Annotated in this window: 20 protein-coding genes, 1 tRNA gene and 1 pseudogene; 9 read left to right on the top strand and 13 right to left on the bottom strand. The window is 46.4% G+C overall.

The genetic code is table 11. The annotated features are described in order from the left end of the window. Nucleotides 1–4: 4 nt before the first annotated feature. The 7 genes from pheT to JEU20_RS13320 form a co-directional block, all read right to left on the bottom strand. Nucleotides 5–2,377, bottom strand: a complete 2,373-nt coding sequence (gene pheT, locus JEU20_RS13350) for a phenylalanine--tRNA ligase subunit beta (RefSeq protein WP_198246630.1) — start codon at nt 2,375–2,377, stop codon at nt 5–7. A 14-nt stretch (nt 2,378–2,391) separates the two neighbouring features. Then, nucleotides 2,392–3,411, bottom strand: a complete 1,020-nt coding sequence (pheS, locus tag JEU20_RS13345) for a phenylalanine--tRNA ligase subunit alpha (protein WP_198246629.1) — start codon at nt 3,409–3,411, stop codon at nt 2,392–2,394. Nucleotides 3,412–3,597: 186 nt separating this feature from the next. Beyond that, nucleotides 3,598–3,960, bottom strand: a complete 363-nt coding sequence (gene rplT, locus JEU20_RS13340; protein WP_198246628.1) for a 50S ribosomal protein L20 — start codon at nt 3,958–3,960, stop codon at nt 3,598–3,600. Nucleotides 3,961–3,978: 18 nt separating this feature from the next. After that, nucleotides 3,979–4,176, bottom strand: coding sequence for a 50S ribosomal protein L35 (gene rpmI, locus JEU20_RS13335; RefSeq protein WP_198246627.1), 198 nt, complete (start codon nt 4,174–4,176; stop codon nt 3,979–3,981). Between the two features lie 135 nt (nt 4,177–4,311). Continuing rightward, nucleotides 4,312–4,836 carry a translation initiation factor IF-3 gene (gene infC / locus JEU20_RS13330; RefSeq protein WP_198246732.1) on the bottom strand — a complete coding sequence of 175 codons (525 nt, stop codon included), beginning with the start codon at nt 4,834–4,836 and terminating at the stop codon, nt 4,312–4,314. A 21-nt stretch (nt 4,837–4,857) separates the two neighbouring features. Then, a complete protein-coding gene (gene thrS / locus JEU20_RS13325) occupies nt 4,858–6,765 on the bottom strand; it encodes a threonine--tRNA ligase (protein WP_198246626.1) in 1,908 nt (635 codons plus the stop codon). A 53-nt stretch (nt 6,766–6,818) separates the two neighbouring features. Continuing rightward, nucleotides 6,819–6,895: transfer RNA gene (locus tag JEU20_RS13320), tRNA-Val, on the bottom strand. Nucleotides 6,896–7,451: 556 nt separating this feature from the next. On the opposite strand from JEU20_RS13320, the gene JEU20_RS13315 reads away from it, so the two are divergent. From JEU20_RS13315 to JEU20_RS13305, 3 genes and pseudogenes are all read left to right on the top strand, one after another. Next, on the top strand, nt 7,452–7,622 hold the full coding sequence (locus JEU20_RS13315) for a transposase (protein WP_198246625.1): 171 nt from the start codon (nt 7,452–7,454) through the stop codon (nt 7,620–7,622). A gap of 66 nt (nt 7,623–7,688) precedes the next feature. Further along, nucleotides 7,689–8,446, top strand: a pseudogene (locus JEU20_RS13310) (IS1 family transposase). Next, nucleotides 8,439–9,101, top strand: a complete 663-nt coding sequence (locus tag JEU20_RS13305) for an IS5 family transposase (protein WP_198246624.1) — start codon at nt 8,439–8,441, stop codon at nt 9,099–9,101. The pseudogene JEU20_RS13310 and the gene JEU20_RS13305 overlap by 8 nt, the downstream one beginning before the upstream one ends. A 152-nt stretch (nt 9,102–9,253) precedes the next feature. Here the strand turns inward: JEU20_RS13305 and JEU20_RS13300 are convergent, their stop codons facing one another. Together JEU20_RS13300 and JEU20_RS13295 are read right to left on the bottom strand one after the other, a co-directional pair. Continuing rightward, the gene (locus JEU20_RS13300; protein WP_198246623.1) at nt 9,254–9,616 is read right to left on the bottom strand and encodes a hypothetical protein; all 363 of its coding nucleotides are present in this window, start codon (nt 9,614–9,616) and stop codon (nt 9,254–9,256) included. A 20-nt stretch (nt 9,617–9,636) separates the two neighbouring features. Then, nucleotides 9,637–9,837 carry a hypothetical protein gene (locus JEU20_RS13295; RefSeq protein WP_198246622.1) on the bottom strand — a complete coding sequence of 67 codons (201 nt, stop codon included), beginning with the start codon at nt 9,835–9,837 and terminating at the stop codon, nt 9,637–9,639. Nucleotides 9,838–10,068: 231 nt separating this feature from the next. Between JEU20_RS13295 and JEU20_RS13290 the strand changes: the two genes are divergently transcribed. Next, the gene (locus tag JEU20_RS13290) at nt 10,069–10,818 is read left to right on the top strand and encodes an IS5 family transposase (RefSeq protein WP_198246621.1); all 750 of its coding nucleotides are present in this window, start codon (nt 10,069–10,071) and stop codon (nt 10,816–10,818) included. Nucleotides 10,819–10,909: 91 nt separating this feature from the next. On the opposite strand, the gene JEU20_RS13285 is transcribed toward JEU20_RS13290, so the two are convergent. Then, a complete protein-coding gene (locus JEU20_RS13285; protein ID WP_198246620.1) occupies nt 10,910–12,577 on the bottom strand; it encodes an alkaline phosphatase family protein in 1,668 nt (555 codons plus the stop codon). 241 nt (nt 12,578–12,818) lie between these two features. Here JEU20_RS13285 and JEU20_RS13280 point away from each other — a divergent pair, with 241 nt between their 5' ends. Beyond that, entirely contained in the window at nt 12,819–13,373 is a 555-nt protein-coding gene (locus JEU20_RS13280; RefSeq protein ID WP_198246619.1) for a hypothetical protein, read from the top strand. Nucleotides 13,374–13,407: 34 nt separating this feature from the next. On the opposite strand, the gene lpxB is transcribed toward JEU20_RS13280, so the two are convergent. Genes lpxB through JEU20_RS13265 form a run of 3 tightly spaced genes read right to left on the bottom strand, consistent with a single transcriptional unit; the run spans nt 13,408 to nt 16,604 of the window. Then, nucleotides 13,408–14,562 (bottom strand): lipid-A-disaccharide synthase, encoded by a 1,155-nt coding sequence (gene lpxB / locus JEU20_RS13275; RefSeq protein ID WP_198246618.1) that lies wholly within the window; start codon nt 14,560–14,562, stop codon nt 13,408–13,410. Between the two features lie 3 nt (nt 14,563–14,565). After that, the gene (locus JEU20_RS13270; protein WP_198246617.1) at nt 14,566–15,657 is read right to left on the bottom strand and encodes a DegT/DnrJ/EryC1/StrS family aminotransferase; all 1,092 of its coding nucleotides are present in this window, start codon (nt 15,655–15,657) and stop codon (nt 14,566–14,568) included. Then, nucleotides 15,654–16,604 (bottom strand): Gfo/Idh/MocA family protein, encoded by a 951-nt coding sequence (locus JEU20_RS13265; RefSeq protein ID WP_198246616.1) that lies wholly within the window; start codon nt 16,602–16,604, stop codon nt 15,654–15,656. The genes JEU20_RS13270 and JEU20_RS13265 overlap by 4 nt, the downstream gene beginning before the upstream one ends. A gap of 181 nt (nt 16,605–16,785) precedes the next feature. Between JEU20_RS13265 and JEU20_RS13260 the strand changes: the two genes are divergently transcribed. The 4 genes from JEU20_RS13260 (at nt 16,786) to JEU20_RS13245 (ending at nt 22,965) form a co-directional block, all read left to right on the top strand. Beyond that, the gene (locus tag JEU20_RS13260; protein ID WP_198246615.1) at nt 16,786–17,145 is read left to right on the top strand and encodes a hypothetical protein; all 360 of its coding nucleotides are present in this window, start codon (nt 16,786–16,788) and stop codon (nt 17,143–17,145) included. Between the two features lie 177 nt (nt 17,146–17,322). Further along, on the top strand, nt 17,323–18,612 hold the full coding sequence (locus tag JEU20_RS13255; protein ID WP_198246614.1) for a TolC family protein: 1,290 nt from the start codon (nt 17,323–17,325) through the stop codon (nt 18,610–18,612). Then, nucleotides 18,613–19,821, top strand: a complete 1,209-nt coding sequence (locus JEU20_RS13250) for an efflux RND transporter periplasmic adaptor subunit (RefSeq protein ID WP_198246613.1) — start codon at nt 18,613–18,615, stop codon at nt 19,819–19,821. It begins immediately after the preceding gene. Between the two features lie 12 nt (nt 19,822–19,833). Next, complete coding sequence (locus tag JEU20_RS13245; RefSeq protein WP_198246612.1) at nt 19,834–22,965, top strand: efflux RND transporter permease subunit; 3,132 nt, start codon at nt 19,834–19,836, stop codon at nt 22,963–22,965. Nucleotides 22,966–22,980 lie beyond the last annotated feature (15 nt).

Below are 22,980 nucleotides of genomic sequence, written 5' to 3'. Positions count from 1 at the left end.
TCTGTTAGTCCCTCAGCTTCGCGTTCAATTTACTATTTAACGATTGCAACACGCCGTTAAATATAGCATCAATTTCAGAATCTGTAAGTGTTTGATTAAAATCTTGTAAAACAATACTCAATGCCACGCTTTTATAGCCAGGCTCGACGCCTTGTCCTTGATAAATATCAAAAATATGCACATCCCGAAGTTTTTCGAAACCTGCCGACATCACACAATCAACAATGTCCGAGGCTTTAACGCCTTCTTCAACCAATAACGCCATATCGCGACGCACCGATGGAAACTTGGACAGCGCTGTAAACCGAGGCACTTTTTTGTGCTGCAAGCTATCTAAATCCAGCTCAAACAAAAACACCTGGGTATCGAAGCCAAATTTTTTCTCCAACTCTGGATGCAACATACCCACCCAGCCGACAGCCTGGCCATCCGCTGTGGTGATTCGCGCGGTTTGCCCTGGATGTAATGCAGGATGCTGATCTTTAAGCCATTTAAACTCAAACCCTGTCAATGCAAACAAGGCTTCAACATCGGCTTTCACATCGAAGAAATCCAGCTTACGGCTCTTTTCGCCCCATTGTTCAGGTAAAACGGACCCTAAAGCAATGCCAGCTAATTTAGGCTTTTGCACAATAGACTCGGCATTGATAAAACTCAGGCCGGATTCAAACAGGCGCACACGATTTTGCTGGCGTTTCGTGTTATAGGCTGCAGCATTCAACAGACCACACCAAAGCGTTGTCCGCATCACCGCCAAATCCTGCGAAATCGGATTTTGCAACCGCACAGGCACTTCATCTGGCATCAATAACTTCAGTTGTTCTTCATCAACAAAACTGTAGGTTATCGCTTCCTGGTAATCCAGATCGACTAATAAGTCTTTCAGCCTATCAAGCGGCAACTTGGCTTCTGGCGCCGCCCCCAATGCAGAACGCATCAACAAGCGGCTATTCGGTAAATTGTTGTAGCCATAAATACGGCCAATTTCTTCCAGTAAATCCGCCTCTATACTGATATCGAAACGAAAACCGGGCGGCGTAATGCGCCATCCTTCCGCATCAGATTCCAATTTCATACCCAAACGGGTAAAAATATCTTCGACCTGATCGTCGGGCATTTCAATACCCAGTATTTTCTGAATCCGTTGCGGCCTAAGCAGAACAGGTTGACGTTGCGGCAAAAATTGCTCATGCACGACTTCAGTCACCGGCCCGACTTCTCCACCGGCAATGGCAACAATCAACTGTGTCGCTCGTTCGATCGCTCTGTGTTGTAAAGTAAAGTCGACACCTCGTTCAAAACGATGCGAAGAATCAGTATGCAAGCCATATTGACGAGCTTTCCCGGCGATGGCGACTGGATTAAAGAAAGCACATTCCAAGAAAATATTCTGTGTCTGATCAGAAACGGCCGAATCCTGCCCACCCATAACGCCTGCCAGCGCCAAGGCATGTTTGCGATCGGCAATCACCAGCGTATCCGCATCCAGCATAATCTCCTGATCATTCAGCAATGCCAGCTTTTCATCCGCCTGGCTATCACGAACGACAATTGCCTCGCTGATTTTATCAGCATCGAACGCATGTAACGGTTGCCCCATTTCCAGCAACACATAGTTTGTTACATCCACCAAAGGCCCTAAGCTCCTCAAGCCTGAACGGCGCAAGCGTTCCTGCATCCATACCGGTGTTTCAGCCTGAGCCGAAACATTTTTGATAACGCGGCCAAGATAGCGCGGACATTTTTCCGGCTGCTCGACCTCGACCACAATCGTATCCTGATGAGAAACCGGAACAACTTCAAATACTTTCGGCTGCCAATCTATTTTGTTCAACACCGCCACTTCACGGGCAATTCCTTCCACACTAAGGCAATCGGCGCGATTAGGCGTTAAATCCACTTCAATACATTGATCATCTAAGGCCAGATATTCACGTATATCCATACCAACCGGGGCATCGTCAGCGAGCTCCATCAAACCACTAGCATCATCGGCCAGGCCCAGTTCTTTTTCAGAGCACAACATGCCCAATGAAACTTCGCCCCGCAATTTGGATTTTTTGATCTTAAAATTGCCCGGCAAAACAGCACCAACTAACGCTGCAGGAACTTTCAACCCCTCTCGTACATTGCTTGCGCCACAGACAATCTGAATAGGCGCCTTATCACCGACATCGACCTGACAGACTTTTAATTTATCAGCATTAGGGTGTTGTATCAGTGACACCACCTCGGCCACGACAACCTTACTAAATTCAGCCGCTGCTGGCTCCACCGAATCGACTTCCAGGCCAGCCATAGTAATCTGCTCGACTAATTCGTCCGTACTGATAGGCGGATTAACCAATTCCCTCAGCCACGCTTCACTTATTCGCATTTTTCTTCTCCGCCTTAAGCAAACTGTTGCAAAAACCTGAGATCATTTTCAAAAAATAACCGCAAATCATTGATGCCATAGCGCAGCATCGCAAGACGCTCAACCCCCATACCAAAAGCAAAGCCTGTATATTGTTCGCTGTCGATTGCAACCGCCTTAAATACTTCAGGATGAATCATGCCGCAACCCATCACTTCCAGCCAACCGGTTTGCCCGCAAACGCGGCAACCTTGCCCGTCACACATCACGCACTCGATGTCGACTTCGGCTGAAGGCTCGGTAAACGGAAAATATGAGGGCCGAAAGCGCACTTGAATATCTTTTTCAAAGAATGCTCTAAGAAATTCATACACAACGCCTTTCAAATCCGCAAAACTGACATCCTCATCGACTAAAAAGCCTTCAACCTGATGAAACATAGGCGTATGCGTCAGATCGGAATCACAACGATAAACGCGGCCTGGCGCAATAACCTTCAATGGCGGTTTTTCTGCTTCCATCACCCGAACCTGCACCGGCGAAGTATGGGTTCTGAGTAAGGTATGTGCATCGAAATAGAAGGTATCGTGCATGGCTCTGGCAGGATGATGCGCCGGGATATTCAAGGCCTCGAAATTATGATAGTCATCTTCGATTTCTGGCCCTTCCACAACCTTGAAGCCGACAGCAGCGAAAATTTGTGCAATTCTGCGCAAAGTCGTGGTAACCGGGTGCAAACCTGCCACCCCATGCCCACGCCCCGGCAATGTCACATCGACGGCTTCAGCCGCCAGCCTTTTAGCCAATTCGGCTTGCTGTAGCGCCGTTCGCGCTTTTTCCAATGCTTGTTGCAGTTGATTTTTAGCTTGATTGATTATCTGTCCGGCTTGTTTGCGCTGCTCGGGTTCCATTTTTCCCAAGGTTTTCATTTGCAGCGTAAAAAGGCCTTTTTTGCCCAGATAATCGACTCTGATTTGATCCAGCTGTTTTAAATCCTGGACATCGACAAGCGCATTCAAAGCCTGCCTGAGAATTTCTTCGATGTTAGCCGACACAGCTCAGCCTACTTTGTTGTTGTTGTAAGGAACAGGGATTACAAAGAACAAGGAGGCTGCTGGATTATGGATAATTCTACTCGTCTTATGACGAAGCCCATGACCCGACAGCCTCCCGGCAATCCCGAACACCCCCTTTTGTGAAAAAGGAGGAAGTCTTGAATCAACGACCGTTATCGCGTCGTTTTAAGGTTGACTTTGATTTGCTTTCGCAATTTCAGCGATTTTAGCAAACGCATCCATATCGCGAACAGCTAAGTCAGCCAATACTTTACGGTCGATTGCCACATTCGCTTTGTTCAATCCATTGATCAGGCGGCTATATGACGTGCCGCACAGACGTGCTGCAGCATTGATACGGACAATCCATAATGCACGAAATTGACGTTTTCTTTGTTTACGGTCACGATAAGCATATTGCCCAGCTTTGATGACCGCTTGTTTGGCGACGCGATAGACCCGGCTGCGTGCACCGTAATAGCCTTTCGCCTGCTTTAAAATCTTTTTATGTCTTGCTCTGGCAGTGACGCCACGTTTTACTCTGGCCATTTTCTCTTCTCCAACCTGTTAACTGTAAGGAATCATCCGCGACACCAATTTGGCATCTGATGCATGAAGAGTGGCCGCTTTACGAAGCTGACGTTTTCTTTTGGTCGACTTTTTAGTCAGGATATGACGTCTGTGCGACTGATTACATTTGATTTTACCACTGCCGGTTTTTTTAAACCGTTTGGCAGCACCACGATGGGTTTTCATTTTAGGCATTTGTTTTCTCCAATAATCGTTATAAAACACATCCTTTTGAGAAAAACCCGACAAGGCAAAATGCAAGGCCCGGCCGAATTATCTGCGCATCTGCGCGACATAATGCATCCTGCATTATCAACTAAGGCTTGCGCCTTATTTTTTCTTTTTAGGCCCCATGACCATGACCATCTGACGCCCTTCCATTTTCGGAAACTGCTCAACGACAGCAATTTCTTCTAAGTCTTTTTCCACCCGCTTTAACAACTCCATACCAATTTCACGATGGCTCATTTCGCGGCCTCGAAAGCGAATGGTGATTTTGGTTTTGTTCCCTTCATTCAGGAATTTAGTCAAATTCCGTAATTTAACCTGATAATCGCCTTCTTCCGTTCCCGGCCTAAATTTGATTTCCTTAACCTGAATTTGTTTCTGTTTCTTCTTAGCGGCTTGTTGCTTTTTATTCTGTTCAAATAAAAACTTGCCGTAATCCATGATTTTACAAACCGGAGGATCTGCATTCGGTGAAATTTCAACCAAATCCATGCCCGCATCAGCCGCTAACTGTTTAGCTTCAGTCAATGAAATAATGCCGAGCTGTTCACCTTCTGCGCCAATTACCCTAATCCGTCTTGCGGTTATGGCGTCATTCAAGCGCGTTGTATCTTTTTTAGAAGCGATGTTCTAATCCTCCAGTCTAAGTTATTTTTTTTGATCTATTTCATCCCGCATGCGTGCAGCTAAATCATCAATCGCCATGCTACCAAGGTTATCCCCTTTTTGGGTGCGAACGGCAATCGTTTTTTCGTCCAGCTCCTTATCACCAATTATAAGCAAATAAGGCACACGTTGCATGGAATGCTCGCGAATTTTAAAGCCTATCTTCTCATTTCTCAAGTCTATTTTTGCTCTAAAGCCTTGTTTTTCTAATTCCTGAACAATTTGCCGGCAATATTCAGCTTGTCTGTCGGCGATATTCATCACCACAACCTGAACGGGAGCCAGCCATAATGGAAAAGTGCCGGCATGATGCTCGATCAGAATACCAATAAAGCGTTCCAACGAGCCTAAAATAGCCCGGTGCAGCATGACCGGTGTCTGCCGGGAACCATCCTCGGCGATATAGGTGGCATCCAGCCGCCCTGGCATGGAAAAATCAACCTGGATCGTGCCACATTGCCAAACCCTGCCCAGACAATCTTTCAAGGAGAATTCAATTTTCGGCCCATAAAATGCCCCTTCGCCGGGCTGCAATTCCCAGTCCAGTTTTTTGGCATTCAATGCCTGTTCCAATGCCTGTTCTGCCTTATCCCAGACAGCATCATCTCCAACCCGGTTTTCCGGACGGGTTGATAATTTGATAATGACATCCTCGAAACCAAAATCCTTATATACCTCAAACAACAAATCGATAAATGCCGAGACTTCATCTTGTATTTGCTCTTCAGTGCAAAAAATATGTGCATCATCCTGAACAAAATTTCTGACCCGCATCAAACCATGCAAGGTGCCTGAAGGCTCGTTGCGATGACAGGAACCGAATTCTGCCATCCGTATCGGCAAATCACGATAACTTTTAAGCCCTTGGTTATAAATTTGAATATGGCACGGGCAATTCATCGGCTTGATGGCATAATCACGGCTTTCCGAGTGGGTGGTAAAAATCATCTCACCAAATTTGTCCCAGTGACCGGATTTTTCCCACAAGCTGCGATCTACGACCTGCGGCGTTTTTACTTCGCCATAGCCATTAACACGCAGTTTATTGCGGATGTATTGCTCGACCTGCTGATAAATCGTCCAGCCTTTATCATGCCAGAACACCATGCCAGGCGCTTCTTCTTGCGAATGGAATAAATCCAGCGCCTTGCCCAGTTTACGGTGATCCCGCTTCTCGGCTTCTTCTAAACGGTGCAGGTATTCTTTCAGCGCTTTTTTATCGCCCCAGGCCGTGCCATAAATGCGTTGCAGCATTTCATTGTTGGAATCACCCCGCCAATAGGCACCGGCAATTTTCATCAGCTTGAAGGCTTTCAGCTTACCCGTAGACGGCACATGCGGGCCACGACACAAGTCGGTAAAATCACCCTGGCTGTACAACGATAATTCTTCATTCGATGGGATGGACTCGATAATTTCAGCCTTGTACTCCTCACCTAAATCTTTGAAAAACTCAACAGCCTCATCCCGGCTCATTACCGACCGTTTGACTTGCAGATTTTCGGCAACCAGTTGCTGCATTTTTTTCTCTATCGCCTTTAAATCTTCCGGCGTGAAGGGCCGCTCATACGCAAAGTCATAATAGAAGCCATTTTCAATCACAGGACCTATCGTGACCTGCGCTGATGGAAACAGCTCTTTAACCGCTTGCGCTAATAAATGTGCGGTTGAATGGCGAATTACCTCAAGCCCTTCATCATCCTTGTCGGTAATGATTTGCAGACTGGCATCAGCATCAATAAGCGTACTGGCATCAACCAGTTTTCCGTTTACCTTACCGGCGATTGTTGCCTTAGCCAGACCGGAGCCAATTGATTGAGCAACATCAAGAACGGTAACTGGCTGCTCAAATTGACGTTGAGAACCATCAGGAAGCGTAATTACAGGCATTATTTTTTGTTTCCACAATAAAAAAAAGCATCACGATGGATGCTTTTTAAGTTTGGTAGGCGCGAGTAGATTCGAACTACCGACCCCCACCATGTCAAGGTGGTGCTCTAACCAACTGAGCTACGCGCCTGTCGTATTCGAAGCGGTTATTATGCCAACTTCCTGCGGCTTATGCAAGCCCTAACGCGGAAATTTCATAAAAAATGGGCAAACTCTTTGTGTTTTTTAAAATTCAGTCACTTATTTACTGATGTTACGCAGCGGCTCTTCAATCTAATTCCCATAATCTATCTTCCATTCACCATTACTGTGAAAAAACTCTCTGGCCTCTAACTTTTATCAAAACAGAGATCACAGAGCACACCGAGTTATAGTTTGTATCGTTTAATTCCATTGACTGATCTGGATTCATTCGGTTATTAACGACCCTGTAGAAACATTATTCTCTGTGTTCTCAGTGGCCTGAAGTGTCTATTCATTAGACCCATTCGAGCCCGATCATCACCGCTTAATGTGACTTCGCTTTTGATAATCCGCTTCAATGACTCTGTTTTCCAGTCCTTGACTTCCAGAAAATCCCGCAAGCGGTGGGCTACCCGCTTTTCCCCAACCGTCATCTTAACCAAAACATGACGATTTAAAGCGGCTTTGTTGCATAAATCATAAGGATCCCCATATTATAGGGCATGGACAAGAAAAAGAAACAACGCTACAAACTAAAGAATTGGTCGAATTACAATCAAGCCTTGATCAATCGAGGTTCATTAACGCTATGGTTCGAAGAATCCATGATCAAGCAATGGCATCAGCCTGAAAAGACAGGCTATAGAGGAAGCCCGATGACGTATTCTGGGTAGTGGGTTAAATCTGTATTTATGCTAGGAACAGTAGAATAAGAAAGTGATTTATTGCATAATTCCCTCATGAAATATTATCAAGCAATCGCCTGCCCAAACTGTACTAATACTCAACTGATGAAATCAGGCAGAAGCGATGGTGGTGTACAGCGATATCGTTGCCAGACTTCAGACTGCCCAACCAACACTTTCATGTTGGAATATTGTTACAAAGCCTGTGAATTTGGAATCCAAGAAAAAATTGTCGAAATGGCTATCAATAGTAGTGGCACTCGAGACACAGCACGGGTTCTTAAAATCAATAAAAACACAGTGACCCGCACTTTAAAAAATAAAGAAAACAGTCTTGTTCAGGTGAACCCTCTTTTCAGACCTTTGATCAAGGGAAACCATTGGAGGTCAGGTTAGAGCAGGTCTGCTGTGAAGAGGCCGAAGTGGATGAACAGTGGTCTTTTGTAGGCAATAAAAGCAATCAACGCTGGCTATGGCACGCTGTTGATCATAAAACCAACACGGTACTCGCTTATGTTTTTGGCAAGCGTAAGGACATTGTTTTCAAAGAATTAAAAGCGTTACTTAGCCCTTTAAATATTGGCCGTTATTACACCGATGACTGGGGGCTTATGAGCGTCATCTTGATGCTGAGATACATGAAATAGGGAAGAGAAATACCCAAAAATTGAACGAAAAACCTGAATTTTAGAACATGGATCAAACGATTGACCCGTCGAACAATCTGTTTCTCTAAGCTAGAAAAAATGCATGATATTGTGATTGGTTTGTTAATAAATAAGGTAGAATTTGGCAGAAACATCCATGCATAAACACAGATTTAACCCACTCCCTCTGGAGGTTCGGCTGCCTCGTTCAAGCAGTCGAACGCCAAGACACTTAGTCGTCGATTCGACCGGCTTAAAAGTCTACGGTGAAGGCGAGTGGAAAGTTCGCAAACATGGTGCCAGCAAGCGCAGAACCTGGCGTAAACTCCATATCATGGTTGATGCACAAACGCAGGAAGTCGTGGCAGTTGAGATGACGGCTAATTTTGTTGGTGATTCCGAAGTCTTGCCGGATTTATTAGAGCAGCTGGATGAACACGACCAAGTTGCCAGTGTGGCGGCGGATGGCGCTTATGATACGATCCAGTGTCATCAGGCGATTCGTAACAAAGGCGCCGATGCATTGATACCGCCGCGGGAAGGGGCGGTGGAATGGCCGAGTGATGAAGATGGGAGAACTCATCCAAGAACAGCGATTGTTCAACGTTGCGCTGAAATCGGGAGAAAGGCATGGAAACAAGAAAGTGGTTATCATCAACGCAGCCTGGCTGAAACGGCTATGTTTCGCATCAAAACGCTCTTTAGTGGCCAATTAAAAAACCGGACCTTTGCGGCTCAGATGGTTGAGGCGTATCTCCGCGTCGGCGCAATGAATAAAATGACAGGCCTGGGTATGCCTGAAAGTTATTCTGTTTCATGAATAAAGACTGGAATTTAAGAAAAGAGTACGCTGTGGATTATTTATGCAACAAAGCCATTTAAAGCCGGAATAATTTCAGCCATGAATAGCCTCACAACCGACTTCACTGCGAGGCTGTTTTATGAAATGATTAACTTGACGATTATATCAAGCTAATGAGAATGCCCACTTTTCAACTCATGGCCCTCTGCATCATAAAAACCACTGGCACCATGTGATACGAAGCCTAAGTGAATAAGCTTGCGCAGAAAAGGGTCTGACTCGTTGTCGCCGATATCAATATAATCTGTCGTTTTATAAGCGGCACGCTGATTAAAAGCCTGTTTAACTCGATCCGCCGCCGTGACCATTTCCTCAAGCTGCCAGATTTCATGCCTATCTTGGATTTTTACGCTGTAGCGCATAGGTAATTTTAAGGCCACATTCCAGTCTAAGCTGGCCTGACGTTTTTGGGAGCTCATTACCCGCACCTGTGTCAGCGAGCAGCCTTCGCCCCGAGTCGCCTCAAGCGACATCGCCTGCACTGCCGAATCCGCTATAATCTGCCACTTTTCAGCCCAGTGTTTTGGACCCGCACGTTTTCCAAGGTCTTCAGGCATATACTGATACCTTGCTTATCCTTATCAAACCAGGTCGTCAGATGCAAACTACCGTGACCAGAACGCTCCCATTGTTCGGCAAGACCCTGGTCGGGATAGACATATAACACCCGGTTACCATCACGCCACAGCTCCATATGTCGTGTCTTCGTTGTTTTTTCTGTAAATCAACGACCGTCTGTTGATAACGGACACCCATGAGTTCCGGAGATTCCGTACATACTTCCGAAGCATTAACAATACTTACCAGCATCATCAGCAATATAAAAGTATACGAGATTAGGGGCTGTTGCCGTTTTGAAAATCCCCTTGAAATTCAATAACTCCGCCACATAGATTGTTTATTTTGACTCAAAAACAAGCAAACTATGCCGCGACAACTGCTTACGGATGAACTTTGGGAGAAACTGAAGATAATTATGTTGAAAATGGGAATTTATGACAAACCTTGTCTTCGAAAAACAGTCGAAGGTATTTTTTATCGCTTGCGAGTAGGTTGTCCCTGGAGAGATTTACCCACGGCTTTTGGTAATTGGAATGCGGTATATAAACGATTCAATGACTGGTCTCGTAAAGAAAAACTGATGGGTATTTTTAACGCCTTGGTTGTTGATCCAGACCTGGAATGGGAATTTATTGATGGGAGTATTGTGAAAGCACATCAGCATAGTAGTGGTGCGGCCTGTGAACAAGAAACAGCGATAGGGAAATCTGTCGCCGGGAACACCAGTAAAATTCATATGGCCGTTGATGCCTGTGGTCTTCCTATTCATTTCTCAGTGACAGGCGGCGAAGTTCATGACTGTAAAGAAGCACCGAAATTAGTTGCAGAGCTCCCAAAAGGTGACTATATAGTTGCTGACAGAGGCTATGACAGTGAAGCATTACGTCTTCAAATTAAAGACAAAGGGGCTGTTCCTGTTATCCCAAGAAAAAAAGAATTCAACTCGGGAAATGATGAAATGGATTGGTGTCTCTACAAATATCGCCATCTCGTTGAAAATGTGTTTGCAAGACTTAAGCATTTCAGAGCGATCGCCACGCGATATGACAAACTCAAACGAAATTTTGAAGGCTCTATCGCTCTGGCTTGCGCCTTTTTATGGTTACCTATGTGAAATGGCAACAGCCCCTAGTCGTCGATTAAATCGGAAAACAGCGGGGAGCACAATGCACCCCGCTTTGATATCCGCTTTTTGAAAAACGGTATCAGTCATCATTCCTACTCCATGCTGTCAACTTATCCCATCTGCCTTCGTCTCTACGATGCATAGCTTCTCCGGCCTTCTCTTCCAACTTCGCCGCTGCATTCATGACATGAAAGATAATGTTTTGCTCTTGCGTACCGCCCAACAAATGTGCGCCCGGCCCTTTACCATAAATCACCACATCTTCGCCCGCATGCGTTTCTGAACTGCGTGGAATCAACGCTTCCTGATGAAAACCCGGTGCTTCGGTATCAACATCAGTCAAATCCACTCGGCCTTCAGTAATCGGTAAGCCATAACCCACATCGGCATTTGTTTCATCACCTAAGTCACGAAAACCACGGCCGTTGGTATAACCCAATGTGGTATAGGGAAGATCATCTGCTGCCAACGCTGGTTCAGTTTGGCCAACACTGACCAATTTACCCAGAATCGGATTGCCACGCTTCGGATATCCAGCGATTGTAAACACATGGCTATGATCGGCCGTAACCAGAATCAAGGTATCCTCCATATCTGCCGTATCGACAGCCGCCTGCACGGCTTTTGCCAATTCTATAGTATCGGTCAGTGCGGTATAAGCATTGCCTGCATGATGACCATGATCGATTCGACCCGCTTCAACCATCAAAAAATATCCTTTCCGGTTATTATCAAGAATCCGGATGGCCTTTTCAGTCATTTCTGTCAGCGATGGTTCACCGGCAACATCATTACTGCGGTCAGCCTCATACTGCATATGCGATTCGTTGAACAGCCCTAATACCTTCGAGGTAGACTCAGGATCAATATTGTAAAACCCAGATTGCTCATAAACATAAACACCATCAGAATAGCGTGTTTGCCACTCCTGAATCAGGTTGCGCCCATCGGTACGATCTCCTTCGACTGCACTACGGGCATCAGGACTGTTAAATGCCGCATCCTTAGGTAAAAAATGCCGACGCCCACCGCCCATAGCAACGTCAATACCATCAATATGGCGCGCGCGAGGAAAACGCCTTTTCAACATGCTTTCAAAATCGACCAGCTGTGCAGCAATATCAACACAGCCTGCTGCAATCGCATCGGCCGGCATATCCGAATTGTCTTCCCAATTACGTTCGACTGATTTAGCATAAGTCGCTGCAGGGGTGGCATGGGTGATACGCGCTGTCGTCACCACACCGGTTGATTTCCCGGCAATTTCAGCCAATTCCAGCGCGGTAACCAATTCATGCCCAAAACTTGAGCGACAATCACCTCGGCTGACATATTCATCCACACCTAAGACTCCGATATTGGTTTTCACACCCGTCATAATTGCCGTCATAGTCCCGGCAGAATCAGGTGTTTGTGCATCGACATTATAGGTCTTCGCCATCGCAGTATATGGAAACAAGTCGAAGCTGAGCATATTTTCTTCACCCGGCTGGCCTTTAAGTTGGCCTTCGAGAATACGCGCGGCAGTAATCGTCGACACCCCCATACCATCACCGACAAACAGGATGATATTTTTGGCTTTTTTACGTCTATACATCTTCGGCCGATGTTTAATGACCTCAGCGCCTTCTACAAACCAGTGATTTGTCGCCTGATAGGCAGGGACAATACGATTTCTATCGGCTGACGCGTCACTGATAAAGGCCAGCATCAGTGTGCCGGCCAAAGCAGTAAAATTGATTTTCATGATTTTTTCCCGATTATATTTTGTTAGTGTTATGCAGCATCAGCGGTTATTTTTTAATAGTCCACTGACTAGGCTGATTATCCAGCGATGCCATGACATTTATATGACACATCTATGACAAACCGGTGACAACACAAAACACCCCTCTATCCAGGAAAAAACATGATCTGTTCAGATATCCTTAAGGAAACTTGTCCTAGAATGGCGGTTTGAACTAACACATTGACTGAGGGTATAAAAAATGAAAACCATAAACCTCTTAATTGCTGCATCGCTCGGACTTTCTTTAACCGCTTGTGACAAAGCACAAGAAGGCGAGCAGACTGCGACAAATAATACGCCATCTGCTGCAGAACAAACCCAAGAAACGGCTAACAATGCCGCATCTACTGTTTCCGATTCATTAGTCGGCAGCTTGGAAAAGGCTAAAGAAGCGGCGGCAAGTGCAGCAAGCGCAACATCTGACGCAGCCACCAATATTACCGAAGCCGGCCAGGATGCGGTCGGTTCTGCAGCTGATGCGGCTAAAAATGCTGCATCCACAGCTGTTGACAGTGCAAAACAAATGGCTTCTGATACGACAACTGCCGCCAGTGATGCCGCTACAGCCGCTGTCGAATCAGGTAAACAAGCGGTAAGTGATGCCGCAGACAAAACAGCCACAGCGGTGACTGAAAAAGCCGCCTCTCTAACAGAATCAGTCAGCAAACCAGTTACTGATACGGCCACAAAAACGTCAGAAAAAGCAGCCGCTGTGAAATCAGCAGCCGATGCATTAAATGGTTTGACACAATAGCTTTTCAGCTGATAAAAGCAAGGGGGTGCCTGAGTCAATCATCGGGCATCTCCAACATCTCACAGGCTAGGCGCGCCATATTTTCAGATCCACCACCCTCCCCCAATTTTGCCTTCACCTCTGCTAAATCATGCAATATCCTCTGCCGATAATCTGCATCCTGCAACAGGCGCCAGGTTTCATCGGCCAGGGCTTTAGCATTGGCATCAGTCTGAATCAGTTCTTTAACCACCTCGCGACCGGCAATAATATTGGGCAGGCCAATAAATGGAATATTCACCAACATTCTACCCAGCCAATACGTCAACATCGACAACTTATACACAATCACCATAGGCACCTGAAGCAGTGCAATTTCCAATGAGGCGGTTCCTGATGCTGTCATTACTGCATCAGCACATTGAATGGCATCATAAGGTTGCGATTTAATAACCTTGATATCGAGATCACAGGCTTCAAGATAAGGCACTAACACCGTATCGGCAATGGAATCGGCTTGCGGTAACACAAACTGAATATCAGGAATACGCTGTTTTAATAACACCGCCGCCTCCAGCATCAGCGGCAACAAGCGCCGAATTTCATTGATTCGGCTCCCGGGCAACAAGCCAACCACAGGCTTTTGTGCATCCAGTTCAAAGACATCGAAATCCTCTTCCCGGCTCCGCAACGGTTTCACCTTATCGACGGAAGGGTGGCCGACATAACGCACCGGCACACCGTGCTCTTCGTAATAAGGCGTTTCAAATGGGAATATCACCGCCATCATATCAATCGCTTTACCATAGGTTACAACACGTCCCGGACGCCAGGCCCAAACCTGCGGGCTGACATAAAACAAAACCTTGATACCGATCTGTTTGGCAAAGCGTGCTAATTTCAGATTAAACTCCTTATAATCTACACACACCAGTAAATCCGGTCGTTCATCTTGCAACAACCGCTTCATCGCGACCAATGCCGCGCGAATTTCACCATAATGGCGCAGAATTTCAACCAGACCGATGACACCAATAGCCGATGAATCCACCCTGACATCGATGCCGGCCTCACGCATTTTTGCCGCCCCCATGCCTAAGCCTTGAACGGCAGGCAAATGCTGTTTTAAATGCTTGAACATGCTGGCGGCATGTTGATCACCCGACGACTCGCCGGCGCTGAACAAAATTTTGACCGGTTTCTGCGTCATCGATCAGGCAACCGTTTTAATCACATTGACAATGTCATGAATATTCTCCTCACTCAACATCGGACAAATTGGCAAGGAAAAACAACGCGCCGCGACCTTTTCTGTCACCGGCAACGATACCCCGGCATAATCGGCTTTGAAGACATTTTGCCGGTGCAACGGCACCGGATAATACACCGCACAGCCAATTTGTTCGGCTTGCAAGGCTTCAATAATCCGGTCGCGATTGTCCGACAGCAACGTATATTGATGATAAACATGCTCGCCTATGCCATCTTCATAAGGCGTCTCCAGCGGCAAATCGGCCATCAACTCCGAATACAAATGTGCTGCCTTGCGCCGTGCCTGGTTGTACTGATCGATACGTTTCAATTTAGCCCGCAATACCACAGCCTGCATCTCATCCAAACGACTGTTATAGCCAATGACATCATGGTAATAGCGCTCTTTCGAACCATGATTACGCAGCATTCTCAGCATGTCGGCAATTTCATCCGACTGCGTCACCACCAGGCCGCCATCACCAAATGCACCCAGGTTTTTACTGGGAAAAAAACTGTATCCAGCAGCATCACCAACCGCTCCGGTTTGCTGACCATTGACACGGGCGCCAAATGATTGCGCACAATCTTCAATCAATTTTAAACCATATTGCTCGCATAAGGCTTTAATCGCCATCAAGTCAACCGGCTGACCAAATAAATGCACCGGCATAATGGCTTTGGTTTTTTCGCTGATTGCAGCTTCGATCGTTTCTGGCGTAATATTGAAGGTTTTAGCATCAATATCCACAAATACGGGGTTAGCACCAACATATTTAATCGCTTCTGCCGTTGCGATAAAGGTAAAAGCCGAGGTAATCACCTCATCACCTTCGCCAATCCCGGCCGCTCTCAGAGCTAAATGCAAAGCATCGGTGCCCGAGGCACAGCCTATCGCATGTTTAACACCCAGATAATCGGCCGCTTCCTGCTCAAAAGCTTGCACATTCGGGCCTAAAATAAATGTACACTGCTCAATCGTTTGCGCCAGCCCTTGCTCGACTTCCTTTTTGATTTCGGCATACTGGGCTTTCAGGTTGACCATGGGTATCATGTTTTTTCCTTATCCGTTTGTAGTAAATTGGTGATTTCAATCGCTGTCGCTAACGCCTTGCGGCCAGCTTCCCCTGAAACCAATGGTTTTTTGCCGGTTTGAATACAATCAATAAAATGTTTAATTTCTTCCAATAAGGCATCGCCATTTTCAAATACCGATTCCTCAGTCAGAATTTCAGGAATACCCGGAAACATTTCCTCATCACCGGTACGATGCTTGGTCAACACCCGGTTCTGAAAATCAACCGCTACATACGAACAGGGTTTGAACATGCGCATTTTGCGCTCCATTTTCATACTGATACGACTCGCCGTCACATTCGCCACACAACCATTTTCAAACGTCAGTCGCGCATTGGCGATATCGATGCCTTGCGTCAGTACCGCTGTACCACAGGCTTCCATTCTGTCGATATTTGAATCGACCAATGACAAAATAATATCGATATCATGAATCATCAGATCCAGCACCACACTGACATCATTGGCACGGGGATTAAATGGCGACAGCCTATGTGATTCGATAAAAATCGGCTGACTATCCATTTCGCCTAAGCCCATAATGGCCGGATTAAAACGCTCTAAATGCCCTACCTGCAAAATACGTTGATTTTGCGCGGCAACCTCGATCAACTCATCAGCCTGCTCAACGGTCACCGTAATGGGCTTTTCCACCAATACATGACTGCCCGCCTGTAAAAAATCCTTAGCGACCGCATAATGCAAACTCGTGGGAACAACAATACTCACCGCATCGACCTGCCCCAACAAAGGCTGATAGTCAGTCAATGCCTGAGCGCCCCATTTGTCGGCCACATCTTTGGCTGTTTCTTCATTGATATCGACAACCGCGACTAACTCACAATCATCCAGACCTGCATATTTTTCAGCATGAAACTTGCCCAGATAGCCCGTTCCAATCACTGCACATTTCAGTTTTGCCATATAAAAACTCGATTGATTTCACGATACAACGTCATGCAGAACCTCAGTAAACCAACAATTGCCAGAGCTTCACTTAGCTCTCGTGTGCCTGCATAACGCCCCTCAATTTTTATTGTATCATTAGCCTTACATTGGAATTAAGCGCAAGTGAATAATTGAACTTTCAGCATTTCTTGTTATCATGTCAGGTATGAAACGGGTAACGATCTATTTTTTGGCTTTTCTGACATTCTGGCTCTCCACATGGATGGTGACAGATATTCACGACTGGACAAAAAGCAACAACGCCCAGGGCCATCCCGTTTTCAGCCTGGAATCGCATACATCTATTGATGATGCAGACCTGTTCGATACAGCGGATACGCATAATCACTGTACCGGCGTCTGTAGCTATGATCATGGCGGCCATACTGGCCACAGCTTCCCACCACTGAATTTTTCAACCTTTATGGTTAACATTGCGCGTGGCATTCAGGCTACCGAATCCTATTCGTATTATTATCATCACGATAGTCCTGCATTAAGACCCCCTATCGTTTAAACTTCCTCGATCCCTCAGACTCCTTTAAACCTCGATCACGATCGCCTGTGCTTTTGTACGCCATCCTGTTAAAGCAGATGGCCTGACAACTGTTATTGCACAACCTAATGTCATAACAGCAGGCATTCATTAGTGATCTGTACTCAATCACAATAAAATAAACTTTACGGAACCATCATGCTTAAATATTCTGTTTATTTACTGTTATTCGTGTTTTTCAGCCTTACCGCAAGCGCACAAACCGAAAGCAACCGTATCACCGAGCCTGAAGCAGAGCTCACGCTTAATCAGGCGCTGAACCTGGCGATAACGTACAATCCCGAGCTTTCAGCTTATCTGGCCGATATCAATGCCAAACAAGGCTTATCCTTACAAGCCGGCCTGTTACCCAATCCTCAACTCCAGGCCAGCGCCTCCAATTTTGGTAACAACAAATTTAAAGGTTATGATGGCACAGCAATAACGCTCGGGCTCAGCCAGTTAATTGAATTAGGCGGCAAACGATCCGCGCGCAGCAAAGCGGCACAACTTGATCAGCAACTGGCGATCCGCCGTTATGAAAACAAACGCCTGACCTTAATGGCACAAACCGCTGAAGCCTTTATCCGTTTGTTAGCAGCGCAAAAAAATGTCGAACTGCAGAAAGACCTGCTAAAACTGTCCAAAAACGTCGTCCATATCGCCGATGTTCAGGTCAGAGTCGGCAATGTTTCGCCATTACAAGCGACCAAGGCCCGAATTTCTCTGAGTTCAGCACAGATTGCCCTGCGCCAGGCAGAGCGGCAATTACAAAACAGCCGCAAGCAATTAGCCGTATTCTGGGGCAATCCATCGCCTCACTTTTCCCAGGCTACAGGCCAACTAGAAAAAATTCAAGCACTGCCAGAACTGACCGAATTATTGAAGCGGCTAGATAACAACCCCGACTTAAAACAAGGCCTGACCGAAATCAATAAACGCCGTGCTAACATCGAAGTCGAAAAAAGTAAAGCCATACCGGATGTTACCTTAAATGTTTCCGGCAATAATTATGTCAATAGAGATGATTACAACATCAACGCCGGCTTTAGTATTGATTTGCCGGTATTTGACCGCAACCAGGGTAATATTCAATCGGCCACCCACGGGCTGACCCAGGCCAATGCGCAATACAGTGCTATTTTAGCCCGCGTTCAGACCGAACTGAAAAACAACTATCAAACGCTAACTACCACTTGGCAGGAAATCAAGACCTTAAAAGACGATGTCATTCCCAATGCCGAACAGGCTTTTCAAGCCGCGCAAAAAGGCTATCAGGTCGGTGAATTTAATTTCCTAACCGTCCTCGATGCGCAACGCACCCTGTTTCGCGTCAAATCACAATATCTGAATGCGTTGACCGCATATCATGTCAACACCATTCGTATTGAAAAATTACTGGGACATCAGTTTGCAAGCCGCACAAACAGCCTATCTGGGAGTTTATAAATGATTCGTAACTATTTAAAATTATTACCCCTTCTCACAGCGGTTACTTTATTCAATTCAAGTTACCTCAACCCGGCCTACGCCTCTGAAGAACACGCCGATCATGGTGAACAAGAGGGCCATGAACATCACGACGAAGAAGCCTTAAAACTTAGCCCGCAACAACTCAAAGACTTCTCTATCCAGTTATCACAAGCAGGCCCCGGCGTTATTCGCAAAACATTAGACTTAACCGGTGAAGTCATCGTCGAACCCGACAGGTTATATCATGTCGTCCCGCGTGTTGCCGGTGTCGTGCAAAAAGTCTACAAACAACTGGGTGATGAAGTTAAAGCCGGTGAATTGCTAGCGCAACTGTCCAGCCGTGAGTTGGCGAATGCCAAAGCCGAATTTGTCGCTACCGATAGTTTATTGAAACTGGCAAACAGCAACCTGCAACGGGATAGGCAATTGTACCGAGGAAAAATCACCTCCCGCCGGCAGTATCAGGCCGCTAAACAAGCACAAATTGAGGCGGCTATCCGGCAAAAAGCAGCTAAACAACGTTTGCAGGCCTTAGGTTTAAGTCTTGAAGAAATTGACAAACTGATCAAGGATCAAGATAAAGACCTGACACTTTATGCCTTAAAAGCACCGGCTGATGGGGTGATTATTGCCAAACATGCCAGTCACGGTGAATTACTAGACACCACAACCCGCAGCTTCACCATCGCCGACCTATCCCGTGTCTGGGTTAATCTAACGCTGTATCAAAAAGACTTAAACCTGGTTAAAACCAACCAGAAAGTCTTTATCAATAACCGTTTTAGCAAGCAATCAGACGTTACTGCACAATCTCATATCAGCTGGATCAGCCCGGTACTTGATATAAAAACCCGAAGTGGTATTGCCCGGGTTATCCTCGATAACAGCCAGAATCTTTGGCGTCCCGGTGCATTCATTTCAGCGCGTGTCGTGCTCTCTGAAACACCGGCCAAAATTGTCATCCCATTGACAGCATTACAAAACATTGATGGCAAACACGTTGTTTTTGTACAACATGAAGACGGTGACTTTGAGCCACAGGAAATCATAACTGGCAAACGTGATTTCAATCAGGTTGAAATCCTCTCAGGACTCAAACCCGGCCAGACCTATGTCAGCCGCAACGCCTTCACCTTGAAAGCTCAGGCCCAAAAAGGCGCTTTTGGACATGGCCACAGTCATTAACGGGATTACAATATGAATAAATTATTTGATTTTGCCTTACGCAGTCGCCTACTGATTTTAACCCTGGCGATACTGATGCTTGCTGCAGGTTATAAGAGCTATCGGGAATTACCCGTCGATGCCTTTCCTGATGTCTCCCCTAATCTAGTACAAATTTTCACCATCACCGAAGGACTTGCGCCCGAAGAAATCGAAATGTATGTCACTTATCCGGTGGAAGCGGCCATGACGGGCCTGCCGGATATTGAAAAAATCCGTTCGGTGTCAAACTTCGGCCTGTCGGTGGTAAATGTCTATTTTTCCGATGATGTAGATATTTATTTTGCGAGGCAACTGGTCAACGAACGACTACAGGACGCGCGTAACCAGATTCCAGCCAGTTTCGGCAACCCGCAAATGGGTCCGATTTCTACCGGCATGGGCCTGGTTTTATTTTATTATCTGAAAGACAGTAACCATCTCTACAGTTTGGAAGAATTACGCACACTACAAGACTGGGTGGTTAAATTCAATCTACAAACGGTTCCAGGCGTCACCGAAGTATTGGGAATTGGCGGCTTTCAGAAACAATTTCAAATCATCGTTAAACCTGACGCCTTGCTGCGTTACAAGGTCAGTCTGCAGCAACTCATCGCGCGGGTGCGCGCCAATAACCTGAATGTCGGTGCCCAATATCTGGAAAAGAACAGTGAACAATTCATTATTCGTTCTCTAGGGCTTGCCACAAACATTGATGATTTGCGTCAAATCATTGTCAAAACCGTTGACGGTCGTCCGATTTACCTAAGCGAACTGGCAGACATAAAAACCGGCGGTGCAATCCGGCGTGGCTTACAAACCTATAACGGTAAAGGCGAAGTGGTCGCCGGCATGGTGATTAAACTGTTCGGAGCCAATGCCTCCACCGTTATCGCCCGAGTTGAAGACAAAATTGCCGACATTAACAAAACCCTGCCTGGCGGCGTGGAAATCGTCCCCTATTATCAACAAAAAGACATTGTCAGTGCCGCCGTTTCAACCGTAAACAATGCCCTAATCCAGGGTATTATCCTAGTCGCCCTGGTGTTGTTTGTTTTTATGGGTGGCTTCCGGCCTAGCCTGGTTGTCGCGCTGGCTATTCCATTTTCCGTCATGTTTGCATTTATCGCCATGCGTTATTTGGGCATGTCGGCCAATCTAATGTCGCTCGGTGGTCTAGCCATCGCAATAGGTATGATGGTCGACGGCACGATCGTCATGGTGGAAAATGTCGACCGCCTAATGCACCAGTCTTCAGACGATGAACCTCGGCTGCATATTGTCGCACGTGCTTGCCGCGAAGTCGGGCAACCGATTTTGTTTGCAATCGCCATTATCATCATCGTCTTTTTACCCTTGTTCACTTTGGAAGGGGTTGAAGGCAAAACCTTCCGCCCTTTAGCCTATACCGTAGCCTTAGCCATGCTAGGCTCGCTCATCTATGCACTGCTGCTAGCGCCGGTGTTATCCGACCTGCTGATGCGGAAAAAACCCAAGCGTGACCAGAAAGACTTCGATGAGCGCATTCTCGCCGCCTTGCTCAAACCCTACCGGCCAGTGTTGCACTATTTTGTCAATCACCGCAAATTTGCCATTGCAACAGCCGTTGGGCTATTGTTTGTGGGTGTACTCATCTTTCCATTCCTCGGTTCAGAATTCACCCCTAAATTACAGGAAGGTACTATTGTTGTCCGCCTAACTATGGCCCCATCCATTGCCATTAGCGAAAGCAAACGGAATACACTGATTGTTGAGCGCAAGCTGCTAAAGATTCCGGAAGTGACCGGCGTCACTAGCCGAATCGGCCGAGGCGAAGTCGGAGCCCATGCCGACCCTATCAACTCGGCAGAAATGTATGTACTGTTAAAACCCAAAAGCGAATGGCGCGACCCGGGCAACCAGGCCTTGATTGAACATGATATTCGCCAGGCCGTCGCTGAATTACCCGGCATTCAGGCCAACCTGACCCAACCGATTGAAATGACTGTCGATGAATTGCTTGAAGGTGTACGTGCCGAACTAGCGATTAAATTATTTGGCGAAGATTTAGCCTTACTCAAACAAAAAGCGGATGAAATCTCGGCGCTTATTCAACAAGTTCCAGGTGCTGCTGATGTGCAGGTAGACCAGGTTTCCGGAACGCCACAGCTGGTCATCAAGCCTGACCGACAAGCTATTGCCCGGTATGGATTGAACTTGCAGGATGTGCAGGAAATCATCCGCAGCGCTATCGGTGGCGTGTCTGCGGGCCAAGTGTTTGAAGGCATTCGCCGTTTTGATATTCTGGTTCGCTATCGCGAACAAGACAGAAATACGGTTGAAGCGATCCGGAATTTACTGATTACCGGCCCGAACAATATTCAAATTCCGCTGGCACAAATTGCCAGTATTGAAGAAATTGTCGGGCCGCGTCAAATCACCCGGGAAAACAATCAGCGTTTTATTACCATTCAGGCCAATGTCATCGACCGGGATATTGTCTCCTTTGTTGAACAAGCGCAACAAAATATCGATGATGCCATTCAACTGCCTCCAGGCTATTTCACGACCTGGGGTGGACAATATCGTCTGCAACAAGAGGCTAATAAGCGCCTGGCTTTTGTGATTCCTGTCACATTGCTGATTATCACTCTCTTGTTATACAGCAGTTTTGGCTCTCTCAAAAATGCGGCGTTGATTCTGCTCAATATCCCACTGGCTCTAGTGGGCGGTGTGATTGCCTTATGGATTACAGGCCAAAATCTATCTGTTCCGGCCTCAGTTGGTTTTATTGCCTTATTCGGCATCGCACTAGAAAACGGCATGGTGTTGGTCACCTATCTAAATCAACTGGTGAAAGAAGGCTTAACCGTCGATATTGCCTCGATTAAAGCCGCCTGCCTCAGATTGCGCCCAGTGTTAATGACAGCGGTCACCACAGCATTAGGGCTGATTCCGTTATTGCTGGCTTCAGGAACAGGCTCTGAAGTACAAAAACCCCTGGCAACCGTGGTCGTCGGTGGTTTGATAACCTCAACCCTGTTAACGTTATTGGTGATTCCGGCGCTGTATAAATGGTTTATTCCCGAGCATCTGTTAACGCCGGACAACGATATTGAAAAGCTGCATCACTCATCAGGAGAGTAATGGAGCAAACTGTGA

The sequence above is a fragment of the methane-oxidizing endosymbiont of Gigantopelta aegis genome (genome assembly GCF_016097405.1).
GTDB lineage: Bacteria > Pseudomonadota > Gammaproteobacteria > Methylococcales > Methylomonadaceae > Methylomarinum.
Note: the sequence above shows the minus strand (reverse complement) of the source record. Positions and strands in the feature narration are given on the sequence as shown.

Excerpts from the sequence above, each read along its gene's own strand:
- pheT (WP_198246630.1), bottom strand. The coding sequence starts at position 2,377 with ATGCGAATAAGTGAAGCGTGGCTGAGGGAATTGGTTAATCCGCCTATC.
- rplT (WP_198246628.1), bottom strand. The coding sequence starts at position 3,960 with ATGGCCAGAGTAAAACGTGGCGTCACTGCCAGAGCAAGACATAAAAAG.
- rpmI (WP_198246627.1), bottom strand. The coding sequence starts at position 4,176 with ATGCCTAAAATGAAAACCCATCGTGGTGCTGCCAAACGGTTTAAAAAA.
- thrS (WP_198246626.1), bottom strand. The coding sequence starts at position 6,765 with ATGCCTGTAATTACGCTTCCTGATGGTTCTCAACGTCAATTTGAGCAG.
- JEU20_RS13315 (WP_198246625.1), top strand. The coding sequence starts at position 7,452 with ATGGACAAGAAAAAGAAACAACGCTACAAACTAAAGAATTGGTCGAAT.
- JEU20_RS13305 (WP_198246624.1), top strand. The coding sequence starts at position 8,439 with ATGCATAAACACAGATTTAACCCACTCCCTCTGGAGGTTCGGCTGCCT.
- JEU20_RS13300 (WP_198246623.1), bottom strand. The coding sequence starts at position 9,616 with ATGTCGCTTGAGGCGACTCGGGGCGAAGGCTGCTCGCTGACACAGGTG.
- JEU20_RS13295 (WP_198246622.1), bottom strand. The coding sequence starts at position 9,837 with ATGGAGCTGTGGCGTGATGGTAACCGGGTGTTATATGTCTATCCCGAC.
- JEU20_RS13290 (WP_198246621.1), top strand. The coding sequence starts at position 10,069 with ATGCCGCGACAACTGCTTACGGATGAACTTTGGGAGAAACTGAAGATA.
- JEU20_RS13285 (WP_198246620.1), bottom strand. The coding sequence starts at position 12,577 with ATGAAAATCAATTTTACTGCTTTGGCCGGCACACTGATGCTGGCCTTT.
- JEU20_RS13280 (WP_198246619.1), top strand. The coding sequence starts at position 12,819 with ATGAAAACCATAAACCTCTTAATTGCTGCATCGCTCGGACTTTCTTTA.
- lpxB (WP_198246618.1), bottom strand. The coding sequence starts at position 14,562 with ATGACGCAGAAACCGGTCAAAATTTTGTTCAGCGCCGGCGAGTCGTCG.
- JEU20_RS13270 (WP_198246617.1), bottom strand. The coding sequence starts at position 15,657 with ATGATACCCATGGTCAACCTGAAAGCCCAGTATGCCGAAATCAAAAAG.
- JEU20_RS13265 (WP_198246616.1), bottom strand. The coding sequence starts at position 16,604 with ATGGCAAAACTGAAATGTGCAGTGATTGGAACGGGCTATCTGGGCAAG.
- JEU20_RS13260 (WP_198246615.1), top strand. The coding sequence starts at position 16,786 with ATGTCAGGTATGAAACGGGTAACGATCTATTTTTTGGCTTTTCTGACA.
- JEU20_RS13255 (WP_198246614.1), top strand. The coding sequence starts at position 17,323 with ATGCTTAAATATTCTGTTTATTTACTGTTATTCGTGTTTTTCAGCCTT.
- JEU20_RS13250 (WP_198246613.1), top strand. The coding sequence starts at position 18,613 with ATGATTCGTAACTATTTAAAATTATTACCCCTTCTCACAGCGGTTACT.
- JEU20_RS13245 (WP_198246612.1), top strand. The coding sequence starts at position 19,834 with ATGAATAAATTATTTGATTTTGCCTTACGCAGTCGCCTACTGATTTTA.